The sequence below is a fragment of the Polaromonas sp. P1_E11 genome (assembly GCF_056405995.1).
In genome coordinates, this window is record NZ_JBFUBA010000002.1 from 750114 (window position 1) to 768093 (window position 17980).

Consider the following 17980-nt stretch of genomic DNA (forward strand, 5'->3'; position numbering starts at 1 on the left):
CAGTGGCGCTCCCTTCTGTGCCAGCGCGCCCTTTATCTCTTGATTCTTCTCAACACTCAACGCAGCTTCACCAGCCCGTTGAGCACCTGGTCAAGGCCTCCGAATACGGAGATCTTGTCGATACGCTCAGCCACACGCTCCAGCGTCTCCAGCTCCTTCATGCGCAGGACAATCGGGTTGTCCTCCATGATCTTGGCCGTGTTCAGCAGCGAGCGCGTTGCCGCGGTTTCTTCACGACGGCGAATCGCGTTGGCCTGGGCCGATTTCTCAGCCTCTACCACCTGCGCCAGGATGGTCTTCATCTCGCCGGGCAGGATGATGTCTTTCACACCCAGGCTTTCCAGCTTCAGGCCCGCACCCGCCAGCCGGGCACGGGTGTGCTCGGCAATGATGTCGTCCAGTGCGGCCTTGTTCTCCAGCAGCTCATCGAGCGTGCGGGTTCCCACGGCCGCGCGCAGGCCCAGCTGCAGTTCGCGGTAGATCTGCTCCGACGGCTTGCCCCACTGGGCAAAGGCCTTCAGCACATCTTCATAGCGCCAGGTGGCCGACAGGTTCAGGCGCAGGCTCACCTTGTCGCGGGTGAGGATTTCCTGCCCGCTGACTTCCAGGGCCTGCGAACGCAGGTCAATGCATTCCACCTCAACCTTGCGGCCGTAGCGCCAGAAACCATAGGCGCCAGCGCCGAGCAACCCGGTCACCTTGCCGTCCAGCGTCAGCACGCCGGCATGGAAGTCGGGCACCTGCACCAACAGCACGCCGTCCAGGCCCTTCACAGCGCGCTGGCGCAGCTGCGTCTGGCCCAGCGTAGCCACAAGTCCGGCGGGCAGCTTTTCGCTGTTTGCCACACCCTGGTCGATATCGACCACGTCGATACGGATGTCGTTCAGGCCCTTCCAGTAGAGCTTGCGGGTTGCAGGCGCCAGCACTTCGACCAGCAAGCCGTTCTCGTAGCGCAGGCCTGCCTGCGAATCCGACAGCGCAGCCAGCACAAACTCTTGCGCCACCACCGCCGGCTCTTTGGCCATGAAGTAGTCAGCAAGGCCGTGCGTGAAAGCCGCCTGCTCCATGGCGAACGTTTCCACGCGGACCTGGTCGGCGCCGGCATACACCCAGTGTTTACCGGGCTGCAGCACGCGCTCGAAATCGCCGTTGCGCAGCAACAGGCCGCGTTCGTTTTTCTTGATCTTGTATTGCTTTATTCCAAACATTTTCTTCTCCGTTTTCTTTTTCGTTTGCTTCGTTGTTCTTTTTCATTCAACAAAAACATAGTCCGCATCAGCAACAGCCGCGGACTCGGGGTGCAGGCACTTTCAGGTGAGGGGCCTGGCCATGAGATCTCTCGATGTCACGACCGGCGTCTTCACTGTCCGGTGTCGCAGTACCTTCGCACTGGCAACTGTTGCCGGTGGGTGCTGGCCCCGCCTGCTACCGCGGTTTCCCGCTGCAGCCTGCATCCACTTTTCCCACTCGCGGCACGTCTCACTTCCAATAAGCTGATTTTTTAAGTCAGCGTTCGGCGGGAATCGAACCCGCGACAGTCGTGTGATTAGCACGATGCTCTAACCATCTGAGCTACAGAACAATGGCATCAGGAATCGAACCTGACGGGGCGGCTCCTCTACCTGAGCCGCCCCTTGACCACATGCCTTGGTGCCAGCGCATCCGTTGCCGCGGCATACAGGAGACCCAGGGCAACCCGGGCTTCCTGCACCAGCGGGGCCCGGTTTCCCGGAAACCCCTGCTTGTGAGCGAACAACTTTCTCATCTGACACCTTCTTTAGTGCAGGTGCCGTGCCAGGTTTCGAGGATCTTTCGATTCCCTTTAAAGATTGTTGATTTCATTGATTATTTTTTCCATCAAAGCCACTGGGCAGTCCAATTTAACTACCTGATATTTCTCGGTATTTAGCTTTAAAGCTAGTACATTAGAAATATGAAGAAGAAAGTGGTGATGGGTTTCCTGGGTACCCAACTGGATTCGGGCCTGAGTGCTTCGCGTTGGGAGAAATGGCGGCCGACGGTGTCGATCGCACAGCATGAAGACCTGATCGTCGACCGGCTGGAGCTGATGCACGACGTGCGCAACAAGGCACTGGCCGAACGGGTGCGTGACGACGTGGTTCAGCTCTCGCCCGGCACCGAGGTTCGCCTGGTCGAGATGAACCTGGCCAACCCCTGGGATTTCGGCGAGGTCTATGGCGCGCTGTATGACTGGATGCGTGCCTACGCTTTCGACACCGAGCGTGAAGAGTACTGGGCGCACATCACCACCGGCACCCATGTGGCGCAGATCTGCCTGTTCCTGCTGGTCGAGGCGCGCTTCATTCCCGGCGTTCTGTTGCAGACGGCGCCGCCCAGGGGCCGGCAAGGCCAGGGCGTGGGCAGCTATGAACTGATTGACCTGGACCTCTCGCGGTATGACGCGATCAACACGCGGCTTGCGGTGGCGCAGCAAGATGCAGTGTCCTTCCTCAAAAGCGGCATCGCCACACGCAATCCCCGCTTCAACAAGTTGATCGAGGAAATCGAACACATCGCCGTCCAGAGCAAGGCGCCCATCCTGCTGACCGGACCGACCGGCGCGGGCAAGTCGATGCTGGCGCGGCGGATTTTTGAGCTCAAAAAGTCGCGCCACCAGGTCAGCGGCAGCTTTGTCGACGTGAACTGCGCGACGCTGCACGGCGACGGTGCGGGCTCCACGCTGTTCGGCCACAAGAAAGGGGCGTTCACCGGGGCGGCCAATGACCGTCCCGGCCTGCTGCGCACCGCCGACAAGGGCGTGCTGTTTCTCGACGAGATCGGCGAGCTGGGCCTGGACGAGCAGGCCATGCTGCTCAAGGCCGTGGAAGAAAAGCGCTTCCTGCCCGTAGGCGCCGACAAAGAAGTCGAAAGCAGCTTCCAGCTGATCGCCGGCACCAACAAGGACTTGCGTCTGGAAGTCGCCCGCGGGCGCTTCCGCGAGGACCTTTTTGCGCGTATCAATCTGTGGACTTACACCCTGCCCGGCCTCAGCCAGCGCCGGGAGGACATCGAGCCCAACATGGACCACCAGCTCATGCTCGCATCCGAAGATCTGGGCAGAAAAACCCGCATGACCGCCGAAGCCCGCACCGCCTACCTGCGATTTGCACAATCGGGCGAGGCCATCTGGGCCGGCAATTTTCGCGACTTGAGCGCATCCATCACCCGCCTTGCCACGCTGGGCGACAACGGCCGCATCGGCGCAAGCCTGGTAGAGGCCGAGATCGCGCGGCTACGCTGGCAGTGGCAGGCCACAGAACAGGAAGCCAGCGGCGGCGCTGCCTCACTCGCCGAATTAATGGGAGGCGCCGCGGACGCACTTGATTATTTTGAACAGCTACAGCTTCAAGCCGTGATTGGGGTCTGCCGCAAAAGCGCCTCCCTCAGCGACGCCGGGCGGGCGCTCTTCAATGTATCGCGCACCCAGCGCAGCGTGGTGAACGATGCGGACAGGCTGCGCAAATATCTGCTGAAATTTGACCTGACCTGGGAGAAGCTGTCGACCTGAACCTGGGCACAACCCCAAGATACAAGGCCACGCGGCCCTATTCGCTCATCACCACCAGCACCTGCGCATCGCTGCGGCCCAGCGAAAGGTAGATGTGGCCCACGCCGCTGTCGAAATAGGCCGACTCATGGCGCCCCACTTCGATGATTTCGCCGGTCTCGAACTCGATGCGCACGCGGCCCGACAGCACGATCACGAACTCCTGCCCTGCGTGGCGGATGAAGTCGGGGAACTGGCTGCGGCTGCGCGCCACAATGCGGCCGTGCATCGGCGTCATGCGCTTGCCCGGAAAGCCGGCGGCCAGGGCACCGTAGTCATAGTTGCCCGAGCTGTAGGCCGGCGCACCGCCTGCTTCGGACCAGACCACCACCGGCTTTGCAGCGCCGGGGACCGGCGCCGCGGCTCGCGCGTCCAGCAGCTGCCCCACGTCCAGCGACAGCGCCCGCGCCACTGCGGCCAGCTTTTCATAGCTGACCGAAATCTGGCCCAGCTCCATCTTGGACAGCGTGGACAGCGCGACGCCGGAACGGCCGGACAGGTCCTTGAGCGTCAGCCGCCGTGCCTTGCGGTGCCCGCGCAGGCTCAGGCCGAGCCGCACCCGGTCCGCCTCGGGGGGGGCGGCAGGGTTGCGGGCGGGGCGTGCAGGCATGGTGTTTTCCCTTTGTTGGGGCCAAATCAGGTAAATGGGCTGGACAGGCACGATTCTCGCATGTGAGAATTCTCAAATGAGAGAATTTGACATCCTGATCTTCGGCGCCGGCATTGCGGGCGCATCTTTGGCCTGGCGCCTGGCCGGGCAACGCAGCGTTGCGCTCGTCGAACGTGAATCCCAGCCGGGGTTTCACTCCACCGGCCGGTCGGCGGCCATGTTCATGGAAACCTACGGCCCGCCCATGGTGCGGGCGCTGACGCGTGCCAGTCGCGGGTTTTACGAACGGCCGCCGGAAGGGTTTCCCCCGGCGCTGATACAGCCCCGGGGCGTGCTTTACCTTGCCACGCACGGCCAGGAAGAAGAACTGGCGCACACCCGCCAGGAACTGTCCGCAAGCTGCCCCGGCCTGGTGACGCTGGACGCCGGCACCACGCTGGCCCATGTGCCCTGCCTGCGGCCCGATGTGGTGCACGGCGCGCTGTACGACGCAGGCGCGCAGGACATGGATGTGCATGCACTGCATCAAGGCTTTCTGCGCGGCTTTCGCCAGAAGGCAGGTGCCGACGGAGAGCTGCGAACCGCCGCCACACTGACACAGGCCACGCATGACGGACAGCGCTGGACCCTCCAATTCAGCGACGGCGAGACGCTGCGCGCCAAAACCGTGGTGAATGCCGCAGGCGCCTGGGCTGACGAGCTGGCCGCCATGTTTGGCGCGCAGCCCATCGGCCTGGTGCCGCACCGGCGCAGCGCCTTTACCTTCAAGGCGCCCGAGGGCATGGACGCCTCACACTGGCCCGCCGTGGTGGGTGTGGACGAAAGCTATTACTTCAAGCCCGATGCCGGGCAGTTGCTGGGCTCACCCGCCAATGCGGATCCGACGGTTCCGCACGACGTGGTTCCTGAAGAGCTGGACATTGCCATGGGTATTCACCAGATCGAAAGTGTTTCGACACTGACGATCCGCCGCCCTTCCAGCACATGGGCCGGCCTGCGCTCTTTTGTGCCCGACGGGGAAATGGTGATAGGCCATGACGACGCCTGCCCCGGCTTTTTCTGGCTCGCGGCGCAGGGCGGCTACGGCATCCAGAGCGCGGCAGGTGCCAGTGCGCTGGCCGATGCGCTGATCCGCCAGGCGGTGCTGCCTGAAGAATTGGCCCTGCAAGGCGTTGAAGCCTCCAGGCTGTCACCTGCCCGGTTGCGTTAATCCTGGAGCCGCTTTTCAGAATCGCCCCGCCCCACATCCCCGCATCCCCACTTCCGATTGATCCAATCTTCAACGAGGCCTACCATGCAACACATGTCCTTTAAAGCAATGCGCCGCACGCTGATCGCCAGCGCCTTCTTTTCCTGCGGGCTTGCCGCCATGGTTGGACCCGCCTATGCCGCCGATTTTCCTGAGCGGCCCGTCACGCTGGTTGCGCCTTTCCCTGCCGGCGGTGCGGCCGACGTGCTGGCGCGCATCCTGGGCAAGGCCCTGGGTGACCAGTTGAGCCAGCCCGTGGTGGTCGAGAACAAGCCGGGCGCCGGCACCGCCATAGGCGCAGCCGCAGTGGCCAACGCCAAGCCCGACGGCTATACCCTGCTCGTGAGCTCCAACTCCACCTTCACGCTGAACCCGGCGCTGCAACCCAAGCTGTCTTATGACCCGGTCAAGGGCTTTGACGCGATAGGCATGGTGGGCTCGGTGGCGCTCGCCATGCTGGTGAACCCGTCGGTCACGGCCACCGACGTGCACCAGTTCGTCGCGACGGCCAAGGCCAATCCGGACAAATACCTGTACGGCAGCTTCGGCAATGGCACCAGTTCCAACTTCGCTGGCGCGATGTTCAATACGGCCACGGGCCTGAAGATGACGCACGTGCCCTACAAAGGCTCCGGCCCCCTGATGACCGATCTGATCGGCGGCCAAATCCCGGTGTCGTTCGACACCGTGGTCGCCGCATCGCAGCAACTCAAGTCCGGCAAGATCCGCGTGCTGGCCGTGGCCATGAACAAGCGCTCGTCCCTGCTGCCGAACGTGCCGACCATGGCCGAGGCCGGCTACCCGGCCGTCGACATGAACGCCTGGCTGGCCGTCGTGGCGCCCAAGGGCCTGCCGGCGCCCGTCAAGGCGCGGCTGGAAAAGGCCCTGGCCACGGTGATGGCCAGCACCGAAACCCTGGACAAACTCAAGGCGGCTGGTTTCGAGCCCGGCTATACCGCGGTTCCCGACTGGTCCGGCATGGTCACGGCCGAGATCGCGCGCATGAAGGCACTGGCCGAACGCTCTCAAATAAAAACCGACTAGTCATGACGGCCCCCACGCTCGCACACTTCGTGTGCTTCGCTGCCCCCCGAGGGGGCGCGTTCCGCCTTGGGGCGGCCCGGCGGCGAAACCTGGCCCCCCCGCTCGCCACTTCGTGTGCTTCGCTGCCCCCCGAGGGGGCGCGTTCCGCCTTGGGGCGGCCCGGCGGCGGAACATGACCATTTCCTTTGACACAAGGCATTGATATGCACTCCACTCTCCCAGACATCTCCGCCGTCGAACTCCGCAGCCTGATCGCCAGCCGCGAGGTATCGCCGGTGGAGCTGATGGACGCCTGCATAGACCGCATCGAACGCCTCAACCCCGCCATTAACGCAATCTGCGCGACCGACTTCACGCGCGCGAGAGAGGGGGCACGCGAAGCCGAAGCGCAAGTGATGCGCGGCGCACCGCTGGGCCCTTTGCATGGACTGCCGCTGGGGGTGAAGGATCTGCAGGACACCGCGGGCCTGCTCACCACCTACGGCAACATAGGACTTCGCGGCAACGTGCCGGCCAAAGACAACGCGCTGGTGGCCAAACTGCGCGCGGCCGGCGCCATCGTCACGGCCAAGACCAATGTGCCCGACATGGGCGCCGGCGCCAACTCACGCAACCCGGTGTGGGGCGCGACGGGCAACCCGTTCAACCCCACGCTCAACGCGGGCGGTTCTTCCGGCGGCTCGGCGGCGGCGCTGGCAGCCGGCATGCTGCCGATCTGCACCGGCTCCGACACCGGCGGCTCGCTGCGTATTCCGGCTTCGCTCTGCGGCGTGGTCGGCCTGCGGCCTTCGCCCGGGCTGGTGGCCAACGACGCCCGGCCGCTGGGCTGGTCTGTCATCTCCGTACTCGGACCCATGGGGCGCAACGTGGCCGATACCGCGCTGCTGTTTGCCGCCAGCGTAGGCGCGAACGCACGCGACCCGCTTTCCTACCCGGTGGATACCTCCACGTTCTGGCCCCTGAAGCAGGTGGACCTGTCCACCTTGCGTGTGGGCACCACGGAAGACTTTGGCATGTGCATCGTGGACCCGGAAATCCGGCGCGTGTTCCGCCAGCGCGTGGAAGCTGTCCGGCCGCTGGTGGCAAGCTGCGAGCCGATAGACCTTGAGCTGGGCGATGCCGACCGTGCCTTTGACACGCTGCGCGCAGAAAGTTTTGTGGCAGCATTCGCCGACACCTACCGCAACGCGCCCGAAACGCTGGGCCCGAATGTGCGCGCCAACATGGAAATCGCGGCTGCCATCACGCTGGCGGACCGCGCCTGGGCGCACCTGGAGCAAACACGCATTTCGCGCCGCTTTGCCAAAGCTTTCGAGCAGTACGACATCATCCTGGCGCCCGTCACGCCGGTCACGCCCTTCCCCTGGACAGAGCTGTATGCCGCCAACATCGACGGCCAGGCCATGCGCAACTACTACCACTGGCTGGGTCTGACCTATGTGGTGACACTGGCCACCAACCCGGCGCTCGCGCTGCCCTGCGGTAAAGACGAACATGGCATGCCTTTCGGGCTGCAGGTGATTGGACGGCTGCACGCCGATGCGCAACTGCTGGCCGCATGCCAGGCGCTGGAACAGGTCTTTGAAGCCAGCGATACCTTGCGCAGGCCGCAACCCGATTTGCAAACTTTGCAGACGGCGCGGCCGGAACTCAAATCCATCGTCACGCATCCGCCCGAAATCAGCGCGGCGCCCGGCACGGGTGGTTTGACGGCCGTGTGAGGCTTTCTTTCGCCTGGTTTATATATAAAACAGGCCCGCAGCGCAGGCAGAACCTGCGCGAGCAGCTACAAAATCAATAGCACCCGGAAGTCATTGACATTGGTGTGTGTGGGCCCGGGAATGACCAGGCCACCCAGCGGCTCGAAGTAGCCGTAGGCGTCGTTGCGGTCCAGGTACTGGTCCAGCTTCATGCCTTTGGCCAGTGCGCACTGCAGTGTGTCGGGCGCTACATAAGCGCCGGCGTTGTCCTCCACGCCATCAATGCCGTCGGTGTCTGCTGCCAGCGCATACACACCCGGCTGGCCCTGCAGCGCCAGGGCCAGGCCCATGCAGAATTCGCCGGCACGGCCTCCCCGGCCGCGCGGCGTGCCTTCCGCTTGCTTGCGGACGGTCACTGTGGTTTCCCCGCCGCTCAGGATCACGCAGGGCTTGCTGAAGGGCTGGCCCTTGAGCGCCACGGCACGTGCCAGCGCCGCATGCACCTTGCCGACCTCGCGGGATTCACCTTCCATCTCGTCGCTCAGGATGTACGCTTGCAGGCCGGCTGCGCGCGCTACCGCGGCGGCGGCCTCCAGGCTTTGCTGCGGCGTGGCAATCATGTGCACCTCATGGCCTTTGAAGACCGCATCGCCCGGCTTGGGGGTTTCGAGTGCGCCTTGTTCCAACAGGCTCATGATGGCGCCGGGCACTTCAATGCCGTAGCGCTGCAGGATGGCCACCGCCTCGGCGCAACTGGTGGCGTCGGGCACCGTCGGACCGCTGGCGATGATAGACGGGTCGTCTCCCGGCACGTCGCTGATGGTCAGTGTCACCACACGCGCCGGCGCGCAGGCTGCGGCCAGGCGGCCGCCCTTGATGCGCGAGAGATGTTTGCGCACGCAGTTCATCTCGGAAATATTGGCGCCGCTGTTGAGCAGCGCCTTGTTGATGCGCTGCTTGTCTTCCAGCGTCAGGCCTTCTGCCGGCAAGGTCAGCAACGCCGAGCCTCCACCCGAGATCAGGCACAGCACCAGGTCGTTTTCAGTGAGGCCCTGCACCATGGCCAGGATGCGCTGTGCAGCTTCCAGCCCTGCCGCGTCCGGCACCGGGTGCGCGGCTTCGACAATCTCGATGCGCTGCTTCAGTCCCTCGGGGCGCGGCGGAATGTGGTGGTAGCGGGTCACGACCAGGCCTTCAAGCGGTGCGTCAGCGGGCCACAGCGCCTCCACCGCCTGCGCCATGGAACCGCCGGCCTTGCCCGCACCGATCACGATGGTGCGGCCGCCGCTTTCAGGCGTGGGCGGTTTGGGCAGGTAGCGTGCGGTGTTCTCAAGCGGCAGCGCGCGCGCAACGGCGGCGGCGTACAGGTGCTCGAGGAACTGGCGCGGCTGGGTGGCGGCGTCCGGGATGGGCGTGCCGGGGGTAGGTGTCTTGGCTGCAGTCATTGAAATGTCTCCACCCCGGATTGTGCCGTGGTAACCGGGCAGTAACCCGGCACGGCTGGGGGATTTGCGTGGCGGCGCCCCGGCAGGGCTGCCTAGAATGTCCCATCACCACCCAAGCAGAATCACCATGAACGCCTACCTGGCCCTGGGCATTGCCATCGTTGCCGAAGTCATCGCCACCACAGCGCTCAAGTCCAGCGACAGTTTCACGCGCCTGGTGCCTTCGCTGATCAGCATTGCGGGTTATGGCACCGCGCTGTATCTCCTCACGGTGACGATGAAGTCCATCCCCACCGGCGTGACCTACGCAATCTGGTCAGGCCTGGGCATTGTGCTGATCAGCATCACCAGCTTCTTCGTTCACCAGCAGAAAATTGACCTCTGGGGCATGGTGGGCATGGCGCTCATCATTGCCGGCGTGGTGGTGTTGAACCTTCTTTCCAGCACCACCAGCCTTCACTGAGGCCCCGGTCCTGCTGCCCCGGGAGCTACTTTTTCCCCAGGCCCAGGCGCTTCGCACCTTCGGTGTAGATACGGATGCGCTCCTTCATGAAGCCGTCCATCTGGTCCAGGCCCACGTTGACGAGTTCAAAACCGTTTTTGGCGGCGAGTTCCTTCATCTCCGGGTCGTTGTTCAGCACGGCCCACATGTCGGACAAGCGCCTGCGCGCTTCCGGCGGGGTGGATTTGGGCACGCCAATGCCGCGGTAGGCGCCGTCAACCCAGTCCACGCCGAGTTCCCTGAAGGTGGGCACGTCGGGCATCATCGGGTGGCGCTTTTCCATGGCGACTGCCAGCGGGCGCACCCTGCCCTTGTTGCCGATGGCAAACGGCGTGTAGGTCATCGCACCGTCGACCTGCGAGCCGATCACGGCCATCGACATGTCGCCCGTACCCTTGTAGGGCACATAGGTGCTCTTGACACCGAAAGCCGCGTTGAGCCGCTCATGCGCCGCATGGTTGGCGGAGTTCAGCCCCGAGCCGCCCAGGTTCAGCTTGCCGGGGTCTTTTTTGGCTGCGGCGATGAAGTCTGCAAACGTTTTGATCGGGCTTTTCTCGGGCACCACCAGCACGTCGGGGGTGTAGTGAAACCAGAACACCGGCACGATGTCGGCAGTTTTGTACTGCACCTCGCCCTCGATAGGCTGGAACACGATGTGCGGCAGGTTGATGCCCACCACATTGAGGCCGTCGCCCGGCAGGCTGTTCATCTGGCCCCACATCAGGCCGCCGCCGGCGCCCGCCTTGTACTGGATGATGGTGTCGACGGCCGGGCATTTTTTCTTGAGCACGACCTGCTGGTGGCGCGCCGACAGGTCCGACTCACCACCCGGTGGAAAGGCCTGCCAGTACAGCACGTTCCTGTCGGGGCACACCACACTCGCTGCGGGCACAGCGGGCTGCGCGATGGCGACGGGCATCGCGGCCATGCAGAAAATGCCCATCCACTTTTTCACTTCAACTTTCATGGTGTGTCTCCTGAATGTTTCTGAAGCGGAAAGCTCGCCGGCACCCCTGGCGTGATTGCACCGGCATTCACCGAAAAATTCAAGCGGCCTGCAGTTGCCGCTGCCTGCCGACCTCTGCACAGACGGCCTCGGTGACCTGCGCCGTCGTAGCGCTGCCCCCCAGGTCGCGCGTGTGCAGCGCAGCGCTGGCGGTCGCCTTTTCAATCGCCGCCATCAGCACCGCGGCCGCACCCGTTTCGCCCAGGTGCTCCAGCAGCATGACACAACTCCAGAAAGTGCCAACAGGATTCGCCAGGCCTTTTCCCATGATGTCAAAGGCCGAGCCGTGAATCGGCTCAAACATGCTCGGATAGCGGCGCTCGGGGTCGATGTTGCCGGTCGGTGCAATGCCCAGGCTGCCGGCCAGCGCGGCCGCCAGGTCGCTCAGGATGTCGGCATGCAGGTTGGTGGCGACCACGGTATCGAGCGATGCGGGGCGGTTGACCATGCGCGCGGTGCAGGCGTCGACCAGTTCCTTGTCCCAGGTCACGTCCGGAAATTCCCGGCTGATCTGCAGCGCAATCTCGTCCCACATCACCATGGCATGGCGCTGGGCGTTGGACTTGGTGACCACCGTCAGCAGCTTGCGCGGGCGCGACTGTGCCAGCCTGAAGGCAAAGCGCATGATGCGCTCGACGCCGGCGCGGGTCATCATCGACACATCGGTGGCCACTTCGATCGGGTGGCCCTGGTGGGCGCGCCCGCCCACACCTGAATACTCGCCTTCGGAGTTCTCGCGCACGATCACCCAATTGAGCTGCTCCGGTGTGCAGCGCTTGAGCGGCGCGTCGATGCCGGGCAGGATGCGCGTGGGCCGCACATTGGCGTACTGGTCAAAGCCCTGGCAGATTTTGAGGCGCAAGCCCCAGAGCGTGATGTGGTCGGGGATGTGCGGGTCGCCGGCCGAGCCGAACAGGATGGCGTCCTTGTCGCGCAGCGCGTCCAGGCCATCCTCCGGCATCATCATGCCGTGCAGGCGGAAGTAGTCACCGCCCCAATCGAAAGCACTGAAGCTGAAAGCGAAATTCTTTTGTGCCGCGGCCAGTGCCTGCAGCACCTGCTGGCCGGCCGGTATGACTTCCTTGCCGATGCCGTCGCCGGGGATGCAGGCGATCTTGTAGGTCTTCATGTTGGTTCCTCAGTTTTCTCGGTTGTGATCTGTTCACTGTAGCGGTTGGCACAGACAATAAAACCCCCTAAAGTAAGATTACTGTTAACCACAGGTTACGAATGAATCCAGTCAACACAGCCCCCTCGGAGATGGCTTTTTTTAGCCTGCTGGCGCGCTACGGCAGCCTGTCGGCCACGGCTCGCGAGCTCGGCGTCAGCACAGCAGCCATCAGCAAGCGGCTCGCGCAGATGGAGGCCAGGCTGGGGGTGCAGTTGCTGAGCCGCACCACACGGCGCGCCAGCCTCACACAGGAAGGCGAGATTTACCTTACGCACGCGCGCCGCATCCTCGCCGACATTGACGACATGGAGCAGCAGGTGTCCAGCGCCGTGGCGGAGCCCAAGGGCCTGCTGCGCGTGAACGCCACCATAGGCTTCGGCCGCAACCATGTGGCGCCGCTGATCTCGCGGTTCGTGAAAGCCCATCCCGAAGTAGAAGTGCAGTTGCAGCTCACGGTCAACCCGCCGCCCCTGACTGAAGACGCCTTCGATGTTTGTGTCCGTTTCGGTGAACCGCCGGACGCTCGCGTGATCGCGCGGTTGATCGCACCGAATCGCCGCCTGCTCTGCGCCTCACCGGCCTATCTGGCCCGCCACGGCACGCCCAGGGTGCCGCACGACCTGGCGCAGCACAACTGCATCGGCATACGCCAGGGTGACGAGGCCTACGGCATGTGGCGCCTGGCTTCCGGCAAGCACACGCAGGCCATCAAGGTGCACGGCAACCTCAGCACCAGCGACGGCGAGATTGCGGTGAACTGGGCACTCGACGGCCACGGCATTTTGATGCGCGCCGAATGGGACATCGCCAAATACCTGCGCAGCGGCCGGCTGGTGCAGGTGCTGGAGAACTACCGCACACCGGCAGCCGACATCCATGCGGTGTACCCGGCCCGGCACCAGCATTCGGTGCGGATCAGGGCTTTTGTGGATTTCCTGGCCCAGCATTTCAGCAAGCCGTCCACGCGCGCCGCGGGACTGGCGGGCAACTGGTAAGGCTTGCCCGGCTTGCCCGACTTATTCGGTTTTGGCGCCCGCATCAAACCACTGCCTGATCACCTGCCGCTCAGCCTCCGTGATGCCCGTGGCATTGTTCATGGGCATCAGCCGCGTGACCACCGCCTGCTGGTAGACCTGCGTCGCGTGACGCGCCAATGCCTCAGGCGAATCAAGCCGGACGTTTTTCATCTGCACCTGCGCACCGTGGCACAGGTAGCAGCGCTGGGCCACGATGGCCTGCACTTGTTGAAAGCTGTTTTGGCCTGCGGCGCCCACTGGTTGTGCGCCACCAGCTACTGAATTGATAGCACCCACAGCGACGGGAGGTTTCATCCAGACGATCACCGCAGCGATGACAGCCACGCCCACCAGCGCATACGGCAACGGGTGCCGGTTGCGGCCCAGCTTGTAGCCGTGGCGCAGCACAAAAAACTGGCGTATGGCGGCGCCGGCCAGCATCATCAGGATCAGCACCAGCCAGTTTTGCGGATGGCTCCAGGTGAAGCTGTAGTGGTTGCTGAGCATGGCGAAGAGCACCGGCAGCGTGAAGTAGGTGTTGTGCACGCTGCGCTGTTTGCCGCGCTGGCCGTGCACCGCATCGACCGGCTCGCCGGCCTTGATGGCGGCCACGACCTTGCGCTGGCCGGGGATGATCCAGAAGAACACATTGGCGCTCATGGCGGTGGCCATCATGGCGCCTACCAGCAAAAAGGCCGCGCGCCCGGCAAACCAGTGGCAGGCCAGCCAGGAGGCAGCGCACACCAGCACTGCCACCAGCGCGCCGACGATGGCGTCGCCGTTTTTCCGTTTTCCGAAAATCTGGCAGATGCCGTCGTACAGCATCCAGAAAATTGCAAAGAAGGACAGCGCCACCGCACCGGCCGCGCCGGGCGACCAGTTTATCAGCGACTTGTCGACGAGGTAGGTGCCGGCGTTCCACAAATAAGAGATCGTGAAAAGCGCAAAGCCCGACAGCCAGGTGCTGTAGCTTTCCCAGTAAAACCAGTGCAGGTGGGCCGGCAACTGCGGCGGCTTGACGGCGAATTTGACAGGATGGTAAAAACCGCCGCCGTGCACCGCCCAGAGCTCGCCGCTCACGCCCTGCTTTTTGAGGTCTTCGTCCTCGGGCGGCGTGAGGCTGCTGTCGAGAAAGACAAAATAAAACGAAGAGCCAACCCAGGCGATGGCGGTGATGACATGGACCCAGCGCAGCAGCAGGTTGGCCCAGTCGAGAAGGTAGTTTTCCATAGCGCTCAACTTGTGCAAGGCTGCTCACCACTGCGGGCGCTGTAAGCAGAAAACGGGTCACGAACAAAAGAAAGCTTATGGATTGCCACCTGCTTTCCCGGCTCCGCTGCGACCTGATGATCCGAGTTTATCGGCTTTGGCGCCTAGCGCAAAGCCTTCGCGGCCTCCTCCCGGATCGGATTCACCGTCTGCAAGAGCTGCGCCGCGACGGCGACGGCAATCACTTCGGGCTCCTTGCCAGCGATGCCAGGCACGCCGATGGGGCTGGTGACATGCGCCAGCTCAGCCGGCGTAAAGCCCCTGGCCTCCAGCCGGTGGCGAAAGGCCGCCCATTTGGTTTTGCTGCCGATCAAGCCGATGTAGGGTAAATCGGATTTCTCGCGCTGGCGCAGCAGGCAGGCGGCCACGATGTCCAGGTCTTCCGCATGGCTGAAGCTCATGATGAGCACGCGGGACTGCGGCGCCAGGCCAGGCACGGCGGCTTGTACGGGATCGGAATGTTCGGCCACCACGCGCGGCGGTACGCTGGCAGGAAACACCCCGTCGCGGCTGTCTATCCAGCAGAGTGAAAACGGCAAGGGAGCAAGCACCCGCACCAGCGCATGGCCGACGTGGCCGCCGCCGAACAGCGCCACCGGCGTCAACTCGGCCAGGCCCAGCCGCAAGGCCAGCGCTGATGTGTCGCTCGCGCTGACGCATTCAAAGCGCAACGCCACCACGCCGCCGCAGCACTGGCCCAGCGACGGGCCCAGCGCTACGCGCAGCGTTGCCGCCTGACGCCCGGCGGCGTCACCCGCAAGCAGCGCACGCGCCCTGGCGATGGCGTCGTATTCCAGGTGGCCCCCTCCTATCGTGCCCACCAGCGCATCGGGAAAGACGGCCATCCAGGTTCCCGCCTCGCGCGGCACCGAGCCCTGCGCCTCTGCCACCTCCACCAGCACCGCCGGCGCCGAGGCCAGGCGGGCCAGGAAGTCTTCAAGTTGCAGACTGGAGACACTGGAAACCATTGGTGACGACTTGACAGGTGGGTGGACAAAATATTGGGCAAAATGCCTTGAACGCCACCTTAGCACCACCTTGGCCCCTGGCAGCTACGGGGCGTGATAGCAGGTATACACAGAATTCAATGAGCCGGCCGCTCAAAAAGCCGGCAAAGGCAAGCACGATGAGACAAGACATGTCCGACTCCACACCGCGCCGCTTCTGGCTGGTGGCCCTGCTTTCAGCAGCAGCTGCCGCCGTGGTCAGCGCCTGCAAGACCGCGCCGGAACCTGCACCCGCCACACCCAAAGCCCCTGATCCCTCTCCAGTGATCGGGCCGATTGCCGGCCCGCAAGGTTCGGCCAGAAGCTCGGGGGCGACCACGCCGCGCGCCTATCGGGAAGACGGCGCCACGCACATCTACGGCCTCAACTCCGACCGTATCTACAAGGGCCGCATGCCACCGCTGCTGTATGCCGTGGGTGTGCTGAATGTGGAAATCGACAGGGTCGGCCGCGTCACCCGCCTGGACTGGATGCGCGCACCACGCCATGCACCCGAAGTGATGGCGGAGATCGAGCGCACCATCCAGCAGGCGTCTCCCTTCCCGGCGCCTACGCGCATGGGCAAGGTGGTCTACACCGACACCTGGCTTTGGCACAAGAGCGGGAAATTCCAGCTCGACACCCTTACTGAGGGACAGGACTAGCCCCCACGGTCGCTCACTTCGTGTAGCTCCCTGCCCCCCGAGGGGGCCGCCCGCCTGCGGTCTGGCGAAGCCAGTCCCGCGGCTCATGCTGACCTTTGGTCGGCTCGCTTCGCATCGCCAGACCCTGAGCCGCTACCCCTGCTAGGGTCAAGCCCTCACTCTATTTTGAGGTTCTGGGTTTTGACTACGTTGCGCCAGGCGCGGTAGTCGGCTTCTATGAAGTGGCCGAGCAATGCGGGCGAGCCGGGTGCGGCTTCCACGGCGTCGGCCTTGAACCGCGCCACCACCTCGGGCAAAGCCACGACCTTGTTGATGGCAGCGTTCAGTGCGTTGACGATGGCGGGCGGTGTGCCGGTGGGGGCCATCAACGCAAAGTAGTTGACCACATCAATGCCTGCCAGGCCGGCTTCCGTCATGCTGGGCACGTCGGGCAAGGCACTTGAGCGTTTGGCACTCGTTACGGCCAAAGGCTTGATGCTGCCGTTTTTGATGAAAGGCAGCAGGGCCGGGATGGTGCCCGTGATCAGCTGGATCTGGCCGCCGATCATGTCCATCGTGGCGGGCGCCACACCGCGGTAAGGAATGTGCGTGATGAAAGTACCGGTACGGGCCTTCAGCAACTCAAGCACGAGGTGGTTGACACCGCCCGCCCCGGCCGAGCCGTAATTCAGCGCCCCGGGCTTTTGCCGTGCCAGCGTGACCAGCTCTTTCATGGTGTTCGCCGGCAGCTTGGTGTTGGCAGCCCAGACCAGCGGTCCGCTGGCGATCATGCCCACCGGCGTGAACTGGCGCAGCGGGTCGTAATTGGCGCTGGGCAGGGAGGCCGCCACCGTGGTGAAGGGTGAAGCCACCAGCAGCAGCGTGTAGCCGTCGGCCGGGGACTGCGCCACGTACTGCGTGCCGATGGCGCCCGAAGCGCCCGCACGGTTGTCCACCACAAAGGAGGCATTCATGGTTTCGCCGAGTTTTTGCGCAATCAGCCGCGCCATGGCGTCGGTGCCGGCGCCGGGGGCAAAAGGCACGACGATCTTGACGGCGCGCTCAGGATAGATGCCGGCGGGAACGGATGCGGCCGAGGCCGGTGAGCCGGCAGAACCCGCTGAAGGGCCTTGTGCCAATACGGCTGGAGCCACGAGGCTGGCGGCGGTGCCTGCGGACAGCAGCAGGGCCTGGCGGCGGCTCAGGGTCATTGGCTTGACATTCATGGAGGAGGAAGAAAGTTGCACAAACCGCTGATTGTCGCCGCCCCGGATGACGGCGCCATGACAAGGTCTGGCTTGCCGCCGCTCAGCTACCGCGGTAGGTGGAATAACTCCAGGGGCTGACCAGCAGGGGCACGTGGTAATGCAGGTCCGGATCAGCCACACCGAAGTCCAGCGTCACCTCGTCCAGGAAAGCGGGCTCAGGCAGTTTCACGCCGCGCGCCTTGAAGTAAGCCGCCACCTCGAACACCAGACGGTAAGTGCCGGCCTTCAGGCTGGCGCTGTCATAGAGCGGCCCATCGGGATTGCGCCCATCTCCATTGAGAACGAAGTGCTTCACCAGCGTCGCCTGACCCGCATGCGTGGTGTAGAGCGACGCCTTCATGCCGCCTGCCGGCGTGCCGTGCATGGTGTCCAGTACATGTGTGCTCAAGCCCATGGTATTCCTTGGTAGTAGTTGAGGGAGCTGCTCAAAAAACCCTCCTGGCGTTGTTGCGCCGCCTTGCCGTGCTGATAGCACTGTCTACGGCGACGCGCCTAGCCAGGA

15 protein-coding genes, 1 tRNA gene and 1 pseudogene are annotated in these 17980 nt (G+C 64.0%); 7 read left to right on the forward strand and 10 right to left on the reverse strand.

The window, feature by feature from the left end; translation table 11 throughout:
* Positions 1 to 56: 56 nt before the first annotated feature.
* Both AC1D11_RS11040 and AC1D11_RS11045 read right to left on the reverse strand, forming a co-directional pair.
* Positions 57 to 1208: a slipin family protein gene (locus tag AC1D11_RS11040; RefSeq protein ID WP_477647834.1), complete on the reverse strand. Its 1152-nt coding sequence runs from the start codon at positions 1206 to 1208 to the stop codon at positions 57 to 59.
* Between the two features lie 300 nt (positions 1209 to 1508).
* Positions 1509 to 1581, reverse strand: a tRNA-Ile gene (locus AC1D11_RS11045).
* Between the two features lie 370 nt (positions 1582 to 1951).
* Between AC1D11_RS11045 and rtcR the strand changes: the two are divergent.
* Positions 1952 to 3463 (forward strand): annotated as a pseudogene (gene rtcR, locus AC1D11_RS11050) (RNA repair transcriptional activator RtcR); the annotation flags it as partial.
* 103 nt (positions 3464 to 3566) lie between these two features.
* Here rtcR and AC1D11_RS11055 read toward each other — a convergent pair.
* Positions 3567 to 4178 (reverse strand): helix-turn-helix domain-containing protein, encoded by a 612-nt coding sequence (locus AC1D11_RS11055; RefSeq protein WP_477647833.1) that lies wholly within the window; start codon positions 4176 to 4178, stop codon positions 3567 to 3569.
* Positions 4179 to 4254: 76 nt separating this feature from the next.
* Between AC1D11_RS11055 and AC1D11_RS11060 the strand changes: the two genes are divergently transcribed.
* The 3 genes from AC1D11_RS11060 to AC1D11_RS11070 all read left to right on the forward strand — a co-directional run bounded on the left by AC1D11_RS11060 (position 4255) and on the right by AC1D11_RS11070 (position 8192).
* A complete protein-coding gene (locus tag AC1D11_RS11060) occupies positions 4255 to 5388 on the forward strand; it encodes an NAD(P)/FAD-dependent oxidoreductase (RefSeq protein WP_477647832.1) in 1134 nt (377 codons plus the stop codon).
* A gap of 84 nt (positions 5389 to 5472) precedes the next feature.
* Entirely contained in the window at positions 5473 to 6471 is a 999-nt protein-coding gene (locus tag AC1D11_RS11065) for a Bug family tripartite tricarboxylate transporter substrate binding protein (protein ID WP_477647831.1), read from the forward strand.
* 203 nt (positions 6472 to 6674) lie between these two features.
* Positions 6675 to 8192, forward strand: a complete 1518-nt coding sequence (locus AC1D11_RS11070) for an amidase (RefSeq protein ID WP_477647830.1) — start codon at positions 6675 to 6677, stop codon at positions 8190 to 8192.
* A gap of 65 nt (positions 8193 to 8257) precedes the next feature.
* On the opposite strand, the gene AC1D11_RS11075 is transcribed toward AC1D11_RS11070, so the two are convergent.
* The gene (locus AC1D11_RS11075; RefSeq protein WP_477651028.1) at positions 8258 to 9616 is read right to left on the reverse strand and encodes a glycerate kinase type-2 family protein; all 1359 of its coding nucleotides are present in this window, start codon (positions 9614 to 9616) and stop codon (positions 8258 to 8260) included.
* A gap of 127 nt (positions 9617 to 9743) precedes the next feature.
* On the opposite strand from AC1D11_RS11075, the gene AC1D11_RS11080 reads away from it, so the two are divergent.
* On the forward strand, positions 9744 to 10079 hold the full coding sequence (locus tag AC1D11_RS11080) for a DMT family transporter (protein WP_477647828.1): 336 nt from the start codon (positions 9744 to 9746) through the stop codon (positions 10077 to 10079).
* Between the two features lie 25 nt (positions 10080 to 10104).
* On the opposite strand, the gene AC1D11_RS11085 is transcribed toward AC1D11_RS11080, so the two are convergent.
* The gene (locus AC1D11_RS11085) at positions 10105 to 11085 is read right to left on the reverse strand and encodes a tripartite tricarboxylate transporter substrate binding protein (RefSeq protein ID WP_477647827.1); all 981 of its coding nucleotides are present in this window, start codon (positions 11083 to 11085) and stop codon (positions 10105 to 10107) included.
* 79 nt (positions 11086 to 11164) lie between these two features.
* Entirely contained in the window at positions 11165 to 12253 is a 1089-nt protein-coding gene (locus tag AC1D11_RS11090) for a tartrate dehydrogenase (protein ID WP_477647826.1), read from the reverse strand.
* Between the two features lie 101 nt (positions 12254 to 12354).
* Here AC1D11_RS11090 and AC1D11_RS11095 point away from each other — a divergent pair, with 101 nt between their 5' ends.
* Complete coding sequence (locus AC1D11_RS11095; RefSeq protein WP_477647825.1) at positions 12355 to 13290, forward strand: LysR family transcriptional regulator; 936 nt, start codon at positions 12355 to 12357, stop codon at positions 13288 to 13290.
* 21 nt (positions 13291 to 13311) lie between these two features.
* Here AC1D11_RS11095 and AC1D11_RS11100 read toward each other — a convergent pair whose 3' ends face one another.
* Entirely contained in the window at positions 13312 to 14541 is a 1230-nt protein-coding gene (locus AC1D11_RS11100; RefSeq protein ID WP_477647824.1) for a urate hydroxylase PuuD, read from the reverse strand.
* A gap of 143 nt (positions 14542 to 14684) precedes the next feature.
* On the reverse strand, positions 14685 to 15548 hold the full coding sequence (gene xdhC / locus AC1D11_RS11105; RefSeq protein WP_477647823.1) for a xanthine dehydrogenase accessory protein XdhC: 864 nt from the start codon (positions 15546 to 15548) through the stop codon (positions 14685 to 14687).
* Positions 15549 to 15718: 170 nt separating this feature from the next.
* On the opposite strand from xdhC, the gene AC1D11_RS11110 reads away from it, so the two are divergent.
* A complete protein-coding gene (locus AC1D11_RS11110) occupies positions 15719 to 16231 on the forward strand; it encodes a hypothetical protein (protein WP_477647822.1) in 513 nt (170 codons plus the stop codon).
* A gap of 155 nt (positions 16232 to 16386) precedes the next feature.
* Here the strand turns inward: AC1D11_RS11110 and AC1D11_RS11115 are convergent, their stop codons facing one another.
* Together AC1D11_RS11115 and uraH are read right to left on the reverse strand one after the other, a co-directional pair.
* On the reverse strand, positions 16387 to 17436 hold the full coding sequence (locus tag AC1D11_RS11115; RefSeq protein ID WP_477647821.1) for a tripartite tricarboxylate transporter substrate binding protein: 1050 nt from the start codon (positions 17434 to 17436) through the stop codon (positions 16387 to 16389).
* Positions 17437 to 17518: 82 nt separating this feature from the next.
* Positions 17519 to 17872 carry a hydroxyisourate hydrolase gene (gene uraH / locus AC1D11_RS11120; RefSeq protein WP_477647820.1) on the reverse strand — a complete coding sequence of 118 codons (354 nt, stop codon included), beginning with the start codon at positions 17870 to 17872 and terminating at the stop codon, positions 17519 to 17521.
* Positions 17873 to 17980: the final 108 nt, after the last annotated feature.

Bases quoted from the DNA above. Each gene is read 5' to 3' on its own strand.
- AC1D11_RS11040 (WP_477647834.1), bottom strand. From the start codon at position 1,208: ATGTTTGGAATAAAGCAATACAAGATCAAGAAAAACGAACGCGGCCTG.
- AC1D11_RS11100 (WP_477647824.1), bottom strand. From the start codon at position 14,541: ATGGAAAACTACCTTCTCGACTGGGCCAACCTGCTGCTGCGCTGGGTC.
- AC1D11_RS11115 (WP_477647821.1), bottom strand. From the start codon at position 17,436: ATGAATGTCAAGCCAATGACCCTGAGCCGCCGCCAGGCCCTGCTGCTG.
- AC1D11_RS11095 (WP_477647825.1), top strand. From the start codon at position 12,355: ATGAATCCAGTCAACACAGCCCCCTCGGAGATGGCTTTTTTTAGCCTG.
- AC1D11_RS11110 (WP_477647822.1), top strand. From the start codon at position 15,719: ATGTCCGACTCCACACCGCGCCGCTTCTGGCTGGTGGCCCTGCTTTCA.
- AC1D11_RS11060 (WP_477647832.1), top strand. From the start codon at position 4,255: ATGAGAGAATTTGACATCCTGATCTTCGGCGCCGGCATTGCGGGCGCA.
- xdhC (WP_477647823.1), bottom strand. From the start codon at position 15,548: ATGGTTTCCAGTGTCTCCAGTCTGCAACTTGAAGACTTCCTGGCCCGC.
- AC1D11_RS11055 (WP_477647833.1), bottom strand. From the start codon at position 4,178: ATGCCTGCACGCCCCGCCCGCAACCCTGCCGCCCCCCCCGAGGCGGAC.
- uraH (WP_477647820.1), bottom strand. From the start codon at position 17,872: ATGGGCTTGAGCACACATGTACTGGACACCATGCACGGCACGCCGGCA.
- AC1D11_RS11085 (WP_477647827.1), bottom strand. From the start codon at position 11,085: ATGAAAGTTGAAGTGAAAAAGTGGATGGGCATTTTCTGCATGGCCGCG.
- AC1D11_RS11075 (WP_477651028.1), bottom strand. From the start codon at position 9,616: ATGACTGCAGCCAAGACACCTACCCCCGGCACGCCCATCCCGGACGCC.
- AC1D11_RS11070 (WP_477647830.1), top strand. From the start codon at position 6,675: ATGCACTCCACTCTCCCAGACATCTCCGCCGTCGAACTCCGCAGCCTG.
- AC1D11_RS11065 (WP_477647831.1), top strand. From the start codon at position 5,473: ATGCAACACATGTCCTTTAAAGCAATGCGCCGCACGCTGATCGCCAGC.
- AC1D11_RS11080 (WP_477647828.1), top strand. From the start codon at position 9,744: ATGAACGCCTACCTGGCCCTGGGCATTGCCATCGTTGCCGAAGTCATC.
- AC1D11_RS11090 (WP_477647826.1), bottom strand. From the start codon at position 12,253: ATGAAGACCTACAAGATCGCCTGCATCCCCGGCGACGGCATCGGCAAG.